Annotated in this window: 9 protein-coding genes; 3 read left to right on the top strand and 6 right to left on the bottom strand. The window is 52.3% G+C overall.

Translation table 11 applies throughout. The features are described from left to right. Position 1 precedes the first annotated feature (1 nt). Together AC0QH1_RS20930 and AC0QH1_RS20925 are read left to right on the top strand one after the other, a co-directional pair. Complete coding sequence (locus AC0QH1_RS20930; protein ID WP_324633256.1) at positions 2 to 1,189, top strand: glycosyltransferase family 4 protein; 1,188 nt, start codon at positions 2 to 4, stop codon at positions 1,187 to 1,189. Between the two features lie 349 nt (positions 1,190 to 1,538). Further along, positions 1,539 to 3,551, top strand: a complete 2,013-nt coding sequence (locus AC0QH1_RS20925) for an adenylate/guanylate cyclase domain-containing protein (protein ID WP_324633254.1) — start codon at positions 1,539 to 1,541, stop codon at positions 3,549 to 3,551. Positions 3,552 to 3,581: 30 nt separating this feature from the next. Here AC0QH1_RS20925 and AC0QH1_RS20920 read toward each other — a convergent pair whose 3' ends face one another. The 4 genes from AC0QH1_RS20920 to AC0QH1_RS20905 form a co-directional block, all read right to left on the bottom strand. Continuing rightward, positions 3,582 to 4,772: a cysteine desulfurase family protein gene (locus AC0QH1_RS20920; protein WP_324633253.1), complete on the bottom strand. Its 1,191-nt coding sequence runs from the start codon at positions 4,770 to 4,772 to the stop codon at positions 3,582 to 3,584. A gap of 354 nt (positions 4,773 to 5,126) precedes the next feature. Continuing rightward, complete coding sequence (locus tag AC0QH1_RS20915; RefSeq protein WP_324633252.1) at positions 5,127 to 6,344, bottom strand: sensor histidine kinase; 1,218 nt, start codon at positions 6,342 to 6,344, stop codon at positions 5,127 to 5,129. A 308-nt stretch (positions 6,345 to 6,652) separates the two neighbouring features. After that, the gene (locus AC0QH1_RS20910; RefSeq protein WP_324633250.1) at positions 6,653 to 10,801 is read right to left on the bottom strand and encodes an ATP-binding protein; all 4,149 of its coding nucleotides are present in this window, start codon (positions 10,799 to 10,801) and stop codon (positions 6,653 to 6,655) included. 249 nt (positions 10,802 to 11,050) lie between these two features. Next, positions 11,051 to 11,188, bottom strand: coding sequence for a hypothetical protein (locus AC0QH1_RS20905; protein ID WP_324633249.1), 138 nt, complete (start codon positions 11,186 to 11,188; stop codon positions 11,051 to 11,053). A 1,435-nt stretch (positions 11,189 to 12,623) separates the two neighbouring features. Between AC0QH1_RS20905 and AC0QH1_RS20900 the strand changes: the two genes are divergently transcribed. Next, a complete protein-coding gene (locus tag AC0QH1_RS20900; RefSeq protein WP_324633248.1) occupies positions 12,624 to 13,502 on the top strand; it encodes a ribbon-helix-helix domain-containing protein in 879 nt (292 codons plus the stop codon). Here AC0QH1_RS20900 and AC0QH1_RS20895 read toward each other — a convergent pair. Together AC0QH1_RS20895 and AC0QH1_RS20890 are read right to left on the bottom strand one after the other, a co-directional pair. Further along, entirely contained in the window at positions 13,479 to 13,685 is a 207-nt protein-coding gene (locus AC0QH1_RS20895) for a hypothetical protein (protein ID WP_324633246.1), read from the bottom strand. The genes AC0QH1_RS20900 and AC0QH1_RS20895 overlap by 24 nt on opposite strands. Positions 13,686 to 13,863: 178 nt before the next feature. After that, positions 13,864 to 13,947, bottom strand: an 84-nt coding sequence (locus AC0QH1_RS20890; protein WP_324631272.1) for a photosystem II protein D1, incomplete at its 5' end; no start/stop codon positions are given.

The following is a 13,947-nucleotide window of genomic DNA, read 5'->3' as shown; positions in this document are numbered from 1 at the left end:
GATGAAAATTTTGGTGTTAACCTGGGAATTTCCTCCGAGAATTGTGGGAGGAATTGCGCGACATGTGGCGGAGTTATATCCGGAGTTAGTCAAACAAGGGCATGAAATCAATTTACTTACCATCGAGTTCGGTCATGCCCCGATGTATGAAGAGGTGGAAGGAATTCGGGTGCATCGGGTACCAGTGGAACCGGGAGATAACTTTTTCCACTGGATCGCGAACCTCAACCAGAGCATGGGCAAACATGGGGGAAAACTCATCGTAGAAGAGGGGTATTTTGATTTAATTCACGCTCACGATTGGTTGGTAGCGGATGCGGCGATCGCCCTGAAACACCATTTCAAAATTCCCTTAATCGCCACCATTCACGCCACGGAATACGGTCGCTATAACGGGCTTTTTCATAACGACCATCGCTACATTTCGGCGAAAGAAGGCGACTTAGTTTATAACGCATGGCAGGTAATTGTTTGTAGCGACTATATGCGCCACGAATTGCAACGCACCTTGGCGGTTCCCTGGGACAAAATGGATGTAATTTTCAACGGCATTCGCCCGGAGAAAAAACCGCGCTTGCACGAATTTGATGCGGAAAACTTTCGCCGTCGGTTTGCTGCCGATCGCGAAAAAATCCTCTATTACGTGGGTCGCATGACCTATGAAAAAGGGGTGCAAATTTTATTGCGCGCTGCACCGAAAGTCCTCTGGGAAATGGCAGGTCAGGTAAAATTCGTTATCATCGGCGGTGGCAATACGGACCATCTCAAGGACTTGGCGCGGGAATTGGGCATTTGGCAGCAGTGCTATTTTACTGGGTTTATGTTTGAGGAGGACTTGCACAAGTTTCAGGCGGTGGCAAACTGTGCGGTGTTTCCCAGTCTTTACGAACCATTTGGCATTGTGGCATTAGAAAGTTTTGCCGCCCGAGTGCCGGTGGTGGTGTCGGATACCGGGGGGTTGCCAGAAGTGGTGCAACATGGCAAAACAGGGATAGTGACGCGGGCAAACGATCCCGATTCGTTGGCGTGGGGGATTCTCGAAACCTTGAGAAACCCGGACTACGTTGGCGCGGCGATCGAGAATGCCTATCGGGATTTGGGGCGGCGGTTTAGTTGGCCCAAGTTGGCACAGCAGACGGAGGCGGTTTATCGGCGGGTTGTGCGGGAACGATCGCAGGTGGAGTGGTAATCCCGATCGTGGCGATCGCAGGGGAATTGGTGGCGAGTGGTTAGAATAAGTCAAATATCCGTGACGTGACAGGAAGGGTACCTGGTCGGCGTATTGTGGCAGGGTTCGGGGTGTAAGGCAAGTTCGGGGGAAGAGAAACGGAATCAATTCCCCTGATTTCCGGGGCGATCGCGATCGGGGCAGATCGAGGTTAAAATTTTGGCTCTAGTTTTTCTAGAGTCTCAGTGTTAGGGGCAGATTCGGTCTCCCGAGGTGCCAGCAGCGCTTTTCTGGTGGGCAAAAAGCGCGATCGCCACACTGGATCTTTCTTCTCATACCTTTTCGATTGAATAGCTGCAAGGGGCAACCTATGACAGTTGAGCTGAACCATGTCTATCGTTCCAAACCCCTTCGTCGGAAGTGGAAAATGCCCCTACGCCTGGTGTTGGTTGTGCCGTTTGTCCTGCAAATTTGTGCGGCGGTAGGACTAACGGGATGGTTGTCGTTACAAAATGGTCAGGAAGCGGTGAATGACCTGGCGACGCAGTTGCGCGAAGAAATCAGCGCCCGGATCGAGCAACGGTTGCGGGAGTATTTACAAGCACCGCGCGTTATCAATCAGATTAACGTTAATGATATTCAATTAGGACAGGTTAATTTAGACAATACCGCCAGTTTGACGCGCCAATTTTGGCATCAACGGGATTTATTTTCGCCGATTTCGGTGTCGGCGATTTATTTCGGTGCGGCGGATGGGGAATTTACCGGATTGGGATTTCAAAATAATAACCGTTGGGAAGTGGGTCGGGCGGGAAAATCCACCGAGGGCAAGTTTCACAGTTACGCGATCGATTCGGTGGGAAATCCGACGGAATTGTTAGAAGTCGGCGGCGATTACGACCCGCGCATTCGCCCTTGGTATGAGAATGCGGTGAATGCGGGAAAGTCCACTTGGAGCGATATTTATGTGGATTTTAAAGACCCGAGGTTAAAGATTACCTTGGTCGAACCGATTTATCGAGATGGGGAGGAATTGCGGGGCGTTTTGGGAGTGGATTTTGTGTTGTCCCACATTCGTCTGTTTCTCGAACAGCTTAAAATTGGCAAGTCGGGAGAGACGTTTATTGTGGAACGTTCCGGATTTTTGGTGGCAACTTCGGCGGCACAAAAACCGTTTGTAATGAAGGGCGATCGCGTGGAACGAGTGAAGGCGGTGGCGGTAGAAAATCCTTTGATTCGAGAATCGGCGCGGTTTTTAACGAACCGTTTTGGCAGTTTTGCATCGATTAATTGGCCGAAACAGTTAACGTTTAAAATTGATAATGAGCCGCATTATTTACAGGTGGTTCCGTTTTCTGAAGGGGAGAATTTGGATTGGTTAATTGTGGTGGTGGTTCCGGAAGCGGATTTTATGGACCGGATTCACGCGAATACGCGCACCACGATTAAGTTATGTTCGATCGCCTTATGTGTGGCGATGGGGGTTGGGGTGGTGACGGCGCGGTGGATTAGCAAACCGATTTGGCGCTTGAATCAAGCGAGTCTGGCGATCGCCAATGGCAATTTCGAACAACAGGTTTCGGTGAGTCGCCCGGATGAATTAAACCAGTTAGCAAAGGCGTTTAATCGAATGAGCGCTCAACTGAAGTCGTCTCACGAACAATTGGCGGATTATTCCCGTTCTCTAGAATATAAGGTGCAAGAACGCACTCAGGAATTGCAATTAGAAAAGGAAAAGTCGGAGCGATTGTTGCTGAATATTTTACCCGGGGCGATCGCGGAACAATTGAAGCACAACCAAAGTGCGATCGCGGACTATTTCCCGGAAGCAACTATTTTGTTTGCCGATATCGTCGGTTTTACGAAGCTTTCTGCCCGGGTTTCTCCCATCGAATTGGTCAGTTTGCTCAATCAAATTTTTTCTACCTTTGACCAGTTAGCGGAAAAACACGGATTGGAGAAAATTAAAACCATTGGCGATGCCTATATGGTGGTGGGCGGATTGCCTTTAGCGCGAACAGACCACGCGGAATCAGTGGCAGAAATGGCGCTAGAAATGCAGGCGGCTATCCACACTTTTCAAGTGGAAAATGAGAAACCATTTCAAATTCGCATCGGTATCAATACCGGACCGGTGGTGGCGGGAGTCATCGGAATTAAAAAGTTTATTTACGATTTATGGGGAGATACGGTTAATGTTGCTTCTCGTATGGAATCAGCAGGAATTCCGGGGAAAATTCAAGTGACTGCCGCAACTTACGAACAAATTAAAGAGAAGTTTTTCTTGCAGGAACGCGGGTCAATTGTGGTGAAGGGTAAGGGGAAAATGAAAACCTATTGGTTGGTAGGGAAAAAACAGAGAAATGGGGGCGTGGGTGGGTGACGCCCCCATTTGAGGGGTGTTGGGTGGCGCTTACACCCGAGATGCGGAAGGGGAGGACATCGCCGCTTGCGCTTGACGCAGGGATTGGATGGTGGCGATCGCATGTTGTGCTACGGTGTCGATTTCTGCTTCGGTATTGAAACGCCCGATGCCAAATCGAACTGAGGCAAAGGCTAAGTTCGGATCGCGTCCGATCGCCTCCAGTACGTGAGACGGGGCAATTTTGGCAGAGGTGCAAGCGGACCCGGAAGACACCGCCATCACCGGTTGCAACCCCAATAATAGCGCTTGCCCGTCTACTTCCGCCACGCTTATATTTAAGTTACCGGGGAGTCTTTCGGTGGGATGTCCGTTGAGAAAAATCCCGCCTAGGGGGTCTAATTGCTCCCACAAGCGCTGGCGCAACTGTCGCAGGCGATCGCCTTCTGACGCCATTCCCGACACTCCCAGTTCCACTGCTTTGGCAAATCCGACGATTTGCGGCGGATATAGGGTGCCCGATCGCATTCCCCGTTCGTGTCCTCCCCCATGAAGCTGCGCCGCGAGTTTCACGCGCGGGTTGCGCCGCCGAATGTAAAGCGCGCCTATCCCTTTCGGTCCGTACACTTTATGCGCCGTTAGGGACATTAAATCTACGTTCGTCTCTTTCACATCGAGGGGAATTTTCGCGATCGCTTGCGCCGCATCTGAGTGCAGTAAAACTTTCCTATTTTTGCACAGTGCGCCGATTTCTGTCAAGGGCTGCAAGACGCCGATTTCATTATTCGCCGCCATCACGGAAACCAATATCGTATCGGACCGCAAGGCTTTTTCTAATTCGCTTACCTCTAATATCCCATCCGGTTTCACCGGCAATACCGTCACGTCAAATCCCAAACGTTCTAAATACTGGCATGGATCGAGTACCGCATTATGTTCGGTTTGGACGCTGATAATATGCCGCCCTTTCTCAAAATAGGCTTCCGCAACTCCTTTGATAGCTAGATTGTTCGCTTCTGTCGCCCCACTGGTAAAAATGATTTCTTCTGGTGTGGCATTTATCGCATCGGCGAGGGTTTCTCTGGCTTTTTTAACCGCCGCTTCTGCTTCCCAACCATAGTGATGATTGATGCTGGCTGGATTGCCAAAATGTTCGGTAAAATAAGGCAACATTGCCTCAATTACCCGTTGGTCTACGGGGGTGGTGGCGTGGCAGTCTAGATAAATTGGCCGATGAGACATAGGGAGGTATTTTCTGTCAACCGCAACCTCTTTAGTTTAGCGTATTTTTCCCCACATTTCCACCCAATTGCTGCAAACTGCCAACCTTTCGCCCACCTCGCGTCCCCGACTCTAGATCGACGCCGATTATTAGGGGTCGATGGGGGTTTAACTCGTTGCCAGGATCCCGCAGAGGCACCCTACCAGCGCTACCGCCTCCCCCCCCCCTATCAAGGTGTAAAATAGGTTGCACGATTGCTGAGTGTGACAACCGGTTTAAATTGACGATCGCCACTGGATCGATTTAGGCATTGAATTCCAAATCATCGAGGCGATCGCTTTAATTTGATATCATCATTACTTGGTAAAAAAGGCTTAGTTAGAGCTGTCGAGCGGGAGTTCGATCGCGAATTCGGTGCCTTGTCCCGGTTGGGATTTACAGGCGATCGCGCCGTGGTGCTGTTGGACGATTATCTGATAGGTAGTGGACAGGCCTAACCCCGTGCCCGACCCCACGGGTTTGCTGGTAAAAAACGGGTCAAAAATGCGAGTTTTTACCGATGTTTCCATGCCGATGCCATTATCGGAAATGACAATTAATACTTTGTTTTTATGCACCAATTGCGTGCGGATGGTAATGCGCGGCGGCGTTTTGCTATCGAGATTTTGTTGGGCTTCAATGGCATCGATCGCGTTATTGAGCAAATTGAGAAACGCTTGGTTTAAGCGTTCGCCATAAGAGGCGATCGCCGGCACTTTGCCATACGCTTTAATCACTTGAATTTCCGGGCGAGTGTCCCTAGACTGGAGGCGATGTCCTAAAATCAATAAAGTATTGTCAATCCCTTGATGTATATCGAATTTTTTCCATCCCGCGCGATCGACCCGAGTAAACTCTTGTAAAGAGGAGATAATTTGGCGGATGCGTTCGCTGCCATTTTGCATAGAAGCCATCACTTTGGGCAAATCTTTCACCAGAAAAGTTAGGTCAATGGCTTCGAGTTTATCGGCGATCGCCTCACTGGGATGGGGAACTTCTTGCTGATAGAGTTCCACCAATTCCAGCAAATCTTTAGTATAACCGTTAACGTGGGTTAAATTGCTATAAATAAACGTTACCGGATTGTTGATTTCGTGGGCGATACCAGCCACCAATTGACCGATGCTAGACATTTTTTCGCTTTGCACCAGTTGCGCTTGGGTCTGTTGTAAATCTTGCAGGGTTTTGCTGAGGCGCAACCCGGATCTAACCCGCGCCAAAAGTTCGTCAGAATCGATAGGTTTGGAGACAAAATCATCCGCCCCGGTATCCAATCCTTTGACGCGATCGGTGACTTGCTCTCGGGCGGTGAGTAAGATAAAAAAGGTGGTAGTCAGATTGGGGTCTGCCTTAACTTGTTTGCAGACTTCTAATCCATCTACAGCGGGCATCATCCAATCGCAGATAATTAAATCGGGACGCATCAGTTTTGCCTGTTGCAATCCTTCTTGACCATCAGCGGCGATCGCCACTTCATGCCCTTCGGTTTCGAGCAAGTCTTGCAGCACGATTTGAACCGTAATATCATCATCGATAACTAGAATTTTGCACATAATCTGTATGGGGTTTGGCGTTTCCGACTTGAGGGTAAGAATTCACTAAAATTTAGTGAAATGCGGGTCATTTCTGGTAATGTTAGCAACCTGTAAAAGTTTTTTCCAGTATCCCGCCTTGGGGGATAGACTGGCGGATGGCACCCTAAAAACGGCACTAAAATTGTGCCTGATTTTATCTTAACTCCCCGATCGCGATCGCGCGCCATCTATCCCCAGAAGGATTGACAATATGTAGCAGACATGGTAAATAGAACATTGCCCACACCCAGAAAAATGGCGATCGGGCGCGAAGAGCGGTATGTGCATCAACCGCCCGAGGTCGAGCCATCCGCGAGCAGGGTTTGGATACAGGCGCGAATGTTGTCCATTTCCGCTTGTAAATCCGCCAGCAGCGGTGTGGTTCCCTCCAACGTATTGTCGCGGGTGATTTGATGCAATTGTGCCGCGATCGCGGATAGGCATAAGGCCCCCACATTACCACTCGCCCCTTTCAAGCGATGAGAAACGCTTTCAACCGTGGCAACATCGCCATCGGCGATCGCGCGTGAGAGTTCTCCCACATCCACATCCGCCGTTTTCACAAACGCTTGCAGCAATCGACGTTGCAGAGATTTCTTTCCGCGAGACACTTGTTCGAGTCGGTTCAGGTCCAAAGAGGAGTGAGCCGGCGTTGCAGACAAGTCAGTTTGGGGAACTTGACAACGTTGTGCGATTTCCTCCACCTCCCGAACCGAAGAATCCCCACTCCCTTGCGCTTCTCGATGACTCCAGCGCGCTAAAATCTCCCCCAACACCCTTAAATCAACGGGTTTGCTGATAAAATCATTCATTCCCACCGCCAAACACTTATCGCGTTCGGCGGGCATTGCGTGAGCGGTGAGGGCAATCACCACCGTATTGCGCGTTGTGCTATCATCTGCGTTTCCCTTTCCCGAGGAACGGGTTTTGTGCAACTGTGCCTCTCGTTCTCGCAATTCCCGAGTAGCTTGATAGCCATCTTTCACCGGCATTTGACAGTCCATCAACAGGATATCGTAGTGTTGTTCGTTCCATCGCTGTAGCGCTTCCACACCATTATCCGCACAATCCGCACGATAGCCCAATGTTTCCAACTGATTGAGAATCACTTGTTGATTGATCGGATGGTCTTCCACCACTAAAATTGTCACATCCTTCGCCGACGGAGGGGTGGGATGCGGCGGGAGAGTTTCCGCCTCTGAGCCTTGGGAAGGTGCCGATCCAGACCAATGTTCCGTGCGTTCGGCTAAAGTGCTCAGCAAAGTATCAAACAACCGCGATGCGCGCACTGGTTCGATCGCATAACCCGCGATCGTCCGGTTTCCCTGCGCTTGACTTTCCCTCACCAGTGTTTCGACCAGATCGCGATACTTAAACGTAGTCGTTAGAAACACGCGCGTTTCCCCCAACTCCGGGCGATCGCCCAAAGCGCGAATCAGCGATCGGGCCGCCAACTCCGGGTTGCCCGAATCCGATGCGCGATCGTCGCCATCCCCCGACGCGGGCAGATGCAAATCCACAAATGCCACATCATACGGCTGTTGCTCCCATGACGCCTCTTGCAGCGCCCGCAGTAACCCCGTCATATCCGACACTTCATCTACCGTAATTCCCCAAGTAGCGGCGAGATGGCGCAAAGACTGACAAGCCGTCGCACTTGCATCAGCCACGATCGCCTTAATTTCCGTCAGCGAGATGGGCAACGCACAAGGCGGAACCGCCCCGGAAACTCGCGAACCGCGCTGGCGCAACTGTGCCGTAAACCAAAACGTAGAGCCGCAACCCACTGTGCTTTCTACCCCTATCTCACCTCCCATCAATTCTACCAACTGTTGAGAAATGGCCAAACCCAAACCCGTACCGCCATACTGGCGCGTGGTGGAGGCATCGACTTGAGAAAAAGACTGGAAAAGTCGATCTTGGCGATCGGGGGGGATGCCAATGCCGGTATCTTTCACCGCAAAGCGCAGACAAAGTTCTTTGCTAGACCCGTTGCGCCGAGGGGATTCTTGCGCCATCGTTACCTGCACCACCACCTCGCCACTGTGGGTAAATTTAATTGCATTATTCAGCAAATTTAACAAAATCTGACGCAGACGTGCCGGATCCCCGGATAACTGTTGTGGTACATTGGGATCGATAATAATCGCCAATTCCAGTCCTTTTGCTTGTGCTTCTGGAACGAGGAGGGCGATCGCATCTTCAATGCAACTGCGTAATTCAAAATCCAACTCTTCAAGCTGCATTTCCCCCGCTTCGAGTTTGGAAAAGTCGAGAATGTCGTTAATCACTGTGAGCAGGTGTTCGGCGCTGGTGCGGATGGCGCGTGCATAATCCCGTTGTTGGGGAGTCAGTTCGGTTTGCAACAGCAATCCCGTCATCCCCAATACCCCATTCATCGGCGTGCGAATTTCGTGGCTCATATTGGCCAGGAATTGCGACTTGATGCGGGCGATGGATAATGCGGCTTCCCGCGCTTCCACTAAGGTGTTAATATTATCCGTAGCGATCGCGATGCCGGCTACTTCCCCATTCGGCGCGTACCACGGATGAATCGCCCAGCGCTGATAGAGTTTAGACCCATCGGCGCGTTCCCAACACTCTTCGCTGACGGAAATCACTTCTCCGCCCAAGGCTTTCGCGATCGCCTCTCCCCAGCGTTCGGCCATTTCTGGCATCACTTCATCGTAGGTACAACCGATAAGCGAGGCAGAATCGCAACCGTCAGATGAAGGGGTCTCGAAGTGAGATAAATCGTAATCGGTCAGCCACTTTTGCGAGTAGGCGATATAGCGAAGCTGGCGATCGAGCATGGCGATCGCCACCGGTGCGCGCTCGATAATATGGAGCAATCGCGATCGCTCGGTTTCTAGAAGTGCTTCGGCGCGATCGCGGGCGGGGATGAGCTGGTGAGTGCCCTGTATTTGCAGGGGCTTGCCCGTTCGATCCCGCAGCCAAACTTGACCGCGATCGAGAATCCACTGCCAAGTATTGACTTTGGTACGAATGCGGTATTGTGCCTCATATACCCCCGTTTCGCCATGCAGATGAGCGCTTAACGCCGCGATCGCTTGGGGCATATCTTCTGGATGAATCAACCGTCGCCAACTCTCTACCGGATTGTCGGTTTTATCTTCCATCCAACCGCTAATTTTCACCAACTTGGGGGAGATGGAGAGTTTTCCCGTGGCGAGATTCCACTTCCACGGATGGCGATCGCTGTGTTGTAAAGTGTGGGATATTGGAGAACCGAAGGTCTGGTTGAGTTCCTCGAGGTCGAGATGTCTGAGGACAAAGCCGATGGGTTTGCCGGTGGAGTCTGCGATCGCATCGGCACGCAGTAAAATCGGTACCTGCTGTTTGTCTCGGGTTTGCACCCGCACAATCCCCAGCCAATTGCCCCCCTGGCGAATCGGTTCGAACACCTGGCGAGCGACTTCCGGATTCGCGTAGAGCCTGCAAATCCCGCCAATGGCGTTGAGGTTCTCGCAAGTGTATCCCAGTTGGTGGATAAAGGCAGGATTGTGATAAAGCGATCGATAGCGAGTATCGGCAATCGCGATCGCCTCAGAGGCACCTTCTACCGCATAGCGCAGGTGCATGAGGGTGTCTTCCGGGGGTTGGGGTTTCCCAATCGCTCGCAATACGATGGCACTTCCTCGGGTGGCGTTCTCCGTAGGGCCGGCGATCGGGGTACTGGTGGCCCTGAAGAACACCCCTTGGGGGCGATCGGGAGGACGCCAGAAGATTTCTACTCCTTCTACTGCTTCGCCTCGCATCCCTTTGACGAAGGGCAGTTCTTCAAAGGGAAAGGGGGTGACGCGATCGGGTAAATAGTAACGATCGAGTTGGGAATATAGATCGATGGGTTTGTCTAGTTCCGCCCCGTTGAATAGCTGCTGGGCTGGCGGGTTGAGGGGCAACAGGGTGCCGGTGGGGTCGGCAAGGGTAACGCGATCTTCGATGCTGTGAAGTACCGCTTCTAGGGTGCGGCTGTTCCGTTTGGCGGTATGTTCGGAACGCAGCAGGGCGAGGGCGATATGCTGGAGGGATTCTCGGGCGCTGTGTAGGGGAGTGATATCTTCTAGGAACAGCAAGACAAACTGCAATCGATCGTCTTCGTCTCGGATGGCAGAGGCATTCTGGCGCAGGTGAACGAATTCGTTATTGCGGGTGACGTAGGTTTTTTCGCAAACGCACGCCTCGCGATCGCCGGTGAGGATGGGCGCAACTGAGGCGATCGCTGCTTCTCCATCTACAGGATGCATAACGGCGTTCCAGTGGCACCCGGGTAAGGTGTTTTCCCCTTGGCCCACCAGGGCTTGCACCCTCGGATTGCTTTTGATGATTCTTCCTTCAAGGTCTAGGAGTGCGATGCCGAAGGTGGCTCGTTCGAAGATGGTTTCCAGGATGGGTTGCTGTAAGTTAGGGTTCATGTTCGCTTTCACAAGGGTTCGAGGACAATTGACGGAGGATTGAGAGGGTTGAGTGTCCGCCGTTTGCTTGTTGGGGGGTTGCAGCACCTTTGCGCTTTCGCTTTTCTGGGTCTTCGTCCCCCACATCTGGACTCGGAAGCTCGCCCCCGGCTTGGCGTCACCATTTGGCCCGTTTTGCACTGCCTATGTGAGCGGAAAGGGGCAGGATTGTTGGCAATACAATCGAGGTTTTTGTGGCGGTGGTATGGTTCAATCGGAATGACCCCCTTGGGCGATCGGACCTGCTATATCCATTTCGTCGAACCTCGGGGCACCCGGTGGTGGCAGGTGGCGCAGCACCCCCGCCAAATTCGCGATCGGCACGGCGTACCTGTGACGTTTCAGCACTTGCCCATGTCAGTTTCTCCCGGATTGGGGTTGCTTTTCCTAGGGGAGGGTTTGAAGAAAGGCGAGGGAAAGTCTTGACAAATTTGCAGTTAACCGCTATATACTTACTGAACTGCCATGGAGGCGTTTGTCCCAGACCCCGATATCGACCCGGGGAGCCAGATATTTTCCCCTGGTTGGTCAGCCGGGGGCGATCGCGCCTTCTGCGCCAAGTGATGTCGCAACGGCTACAGTGTCCTGTCATAAAAAGCTTCCGCTCCCAAGGGGCAGAGGTGTTTTGGGTGCATCGAAAGTTTAAACTACACGAAAGGGGGTTTTGAGATAACATGAGCGATTTAAGGGTTCAGGTCGATGGCAACGGGCTGAAGTCTCAGGATCGCCGCCGAGATTTTTCGGAGCGATCGCCGATTCTGTTGCCGATCTTAATCGTTTCCCAATTTTCTGTGTTGGACTGTACTGTTGCAACTACCGTAAGGTAGAAAAGGCTGGACTGTCGATTCCCCGCCCCAAGCTGAGGCTGCAATCGCTTCAGTCTTGGATGATATAGAAAGTAAGAGAAAAGTGACGCCCGTTCGGCAGGATTTTCTCTTACTTTCTATAGTTGGTGATAACAGGGAACCCTGGCTGGGAAAACTGCAAGTAACTGTCGGGCTTGTCGCCCCCTGAGTTTCGCGGTGGATGCAGGCCACATTAGCCTGTAAATAGCACCCAAGGGAATCGCGGCCAAAACGGCACGCCCGGAAGGGAGGAATCGCTCTGGAAGCGGTCTCGTTTGAATGGAGAAACGCCCCGCCAAATCTGCGATTCTTAGCTCCAATTTGTCCCCGGAAAGGGCAACGGTGGAATGAATGGGTTGAGTATCAACCCAGGCTAGTCCCCACCCTTTCCCGGGGCAATCGTGCAGGCAGCGTTCAGCACAGCGGTCAAAAATTAAAAATTTTGACGCAGGGTCAGCCTTTCATCTAAAATAAAAGCAGGGATCGTCTGTTTGGCTTTGTTAAAAAGCAATTCATGCCTTTTGTACAGGCATCCGTGAGAGGCGATAACCCCCCCAGGAACGAAACCCTAGCGGTTGTGATGCAGGCCAAAAGTTTTGGCAGGTAAGCAGTGCTTGCCCAGCCCAAATCTTCATGCCGTTGCGCCTATCGCATTCATCGCTCAGGGCAGGCGATCGCATCAAAAAAACAACGGTTTTTTGGGTAGGAGAAACCTATCAAAGATGGCGATCGCTCGGCCTCACAGCGAGTTATCCAACGGGTGAGTTGCGAATACCATGATGGGAATTTGCAGTCCAATCTGAGCCTCTAGTCCCGCTCCTGGGTAAATTGGCACGGCAATAGCTTGTATTTTCGCTCTAGAATTCCCAACCTCTACCCTGTATGACGTCTGAACAAGACGCTGTAGAATGGGATCGCCCTGTATGACGTTATAGGAAATGCCAACCAAACCAGTTACTTTACGATTACCAGAAGAACTCTTGCACGCGATTGACGCCCAAGTGGCTGCAGAAGACAGCAACCGCACCGAAGTGGTGGTTGCCGCCCTGCAGGAAGTGTTCTCACGCAAACGCGATCGCGGATCGGACGCCAAAGCGGCTCCCACACCCGCACCCAAAGCGAGTGGGGACTCGGTGTTAGTCAAACGAGTGGAAGAGTTAGAAGACAAAATCACCACCGTGGTGGATCGGGTCAGCTCGGATCTGCTCGGGCATCTGAACAAACGGCTCAATACCTTAGAAGAAGAGCTGGTCTCGGCGCAAACCGCGAAAACCGCAAAAACCGCGCCAACCGCGCCACCGAGTCAAGCTGCCGAAAAAACGAAGAGTGAAGAAGCGCCCACCGAGACTCCAGCGCCCACCCCACGGCAGAAACGAAGCACCTCCACCGGGGAATCTAACCGGAAATCCTCCACAAGCAGTTCTTCTGGTCGTCGCAGTCAAACCAAAGGTCGGAAAAAAACGACCAGCAAAAAGAGCTCGTCGAAAACAAAAAGCTCCACCACGACCTCGGAGGAAGCCAAGCCCTCGATTCGGAGAAGTCGTTCCAAACCGACCAAAACCGCTCAGGATTCCGCCACTGTAGGGGGGACTCGAAGCAAGCGAGGTACCGGCGAGTGGCTGACGGTGAAAGAAGCGTTTGAGAAGTTGGGCGGAGACCCCACTGACCCAGAGTCTGTGGTGACGAGCGAAGATAACAGCAATTCGGTGAAGTTCAACCGCTTCCGCGTACTCAGTGCTTCTGACTATCAAACGTTTGGGCTGGAATTTCGTCCCGATCGCCGTCGTCGGCGCTTACCCTGCTTGCGGCAGATCTAATAGCCGGCGCGATCGCTTGTCACCCAAAACACCCACAAGCGATCGCCGATCGAGATCGATGCCGATTCCTCTGCGATCGCTCCCACCCGGAAGGTTTTCCCGGACCGGGAGTGCGATCGCCCCCAACCCGAGGGGGCGGGGCAAAACCCTCACAGGCGCGGCAAAAACCCCCCGAGATCCCATCTTTCCCCCAGGGGCAGCGGTACCTACCCTCGGCGCACAACCCTCATCCCTATTGGTGCCAGAATTCCCAACCCCTCCTGACTCTTTCAGATGGCGATCGCAACTCCGCCGCCCCAACTCAAAAACGCAAAAAGCGCCCTCCCGAAGGAGAGCGCTTTTTGTTATTTCAAGCTAAATCTTAGCCATTGATTTGCGGGGCGGTTAAAGCCACCGGCGTGGTTTCCCCTGCAGCCAAGTCTAACGGGAAGTTATGAGCGTTGCG

Source organism: Phormidium sp. CCY1219 (assembly GCF_055795085.1).
This window is presented reverse-complemented; position numbering and strand designations above follow the sequence as displayed.

Bases quoted from the DNA above. Each gene is read 5' to 3' on its own strand.
- AC0QH1_RS20930 (WP_324633256.1), top strand. From the start codon at position 2: ATGAAAATTTTGGTGTTAACCTGGGAATTTCCTCCGAGAATTGTGGGA.
- AC0QH1_RS20925 (WP_324633254.1), top strand. From the start codon at position 1,539: ATGACAGTTGAGCTGAACCATGTCTATCGTTCCAAACCCCTTCGTCGG.
- AC0QH1_RS20920 (WP_324633253.1), bottom strand. From the start codon at position 4,772: ATGTCTCATCGGCCAATTTATCTAGACTGCCACGCCACCACCCCCGTA.
- AC0QH1_RS20915 (WP_324633252.1), bottom strand. From the start codon at position 6,344: ATGTGCAAAATTCTAGTTATCGATGATGATATTACGGTTCAAATCGTG.
- AC0QH1_RS20910 (WP_324633250.1), bottom strand. From the start codon at position 10,801: ATGAACCCTAACTTACAGCAACCCATCCTGGAAACCATCTTCGAACGA.
- AC0QH1_RS20900 (WP_324633248.1), top strand. From the start codon at position 12,624: ATGCCAACCAAACCAGTTACTTTACGATTACCAGAAGAACTCTTGCAC.
- AC0QH1_RS20895 (WP_324633246.1), bottom strand. From the start codon at position 13,685: ATGGGATCTCGGGGGGTTTTTGCCGCGCCTGTGAGGGTTTTGCCCCGC.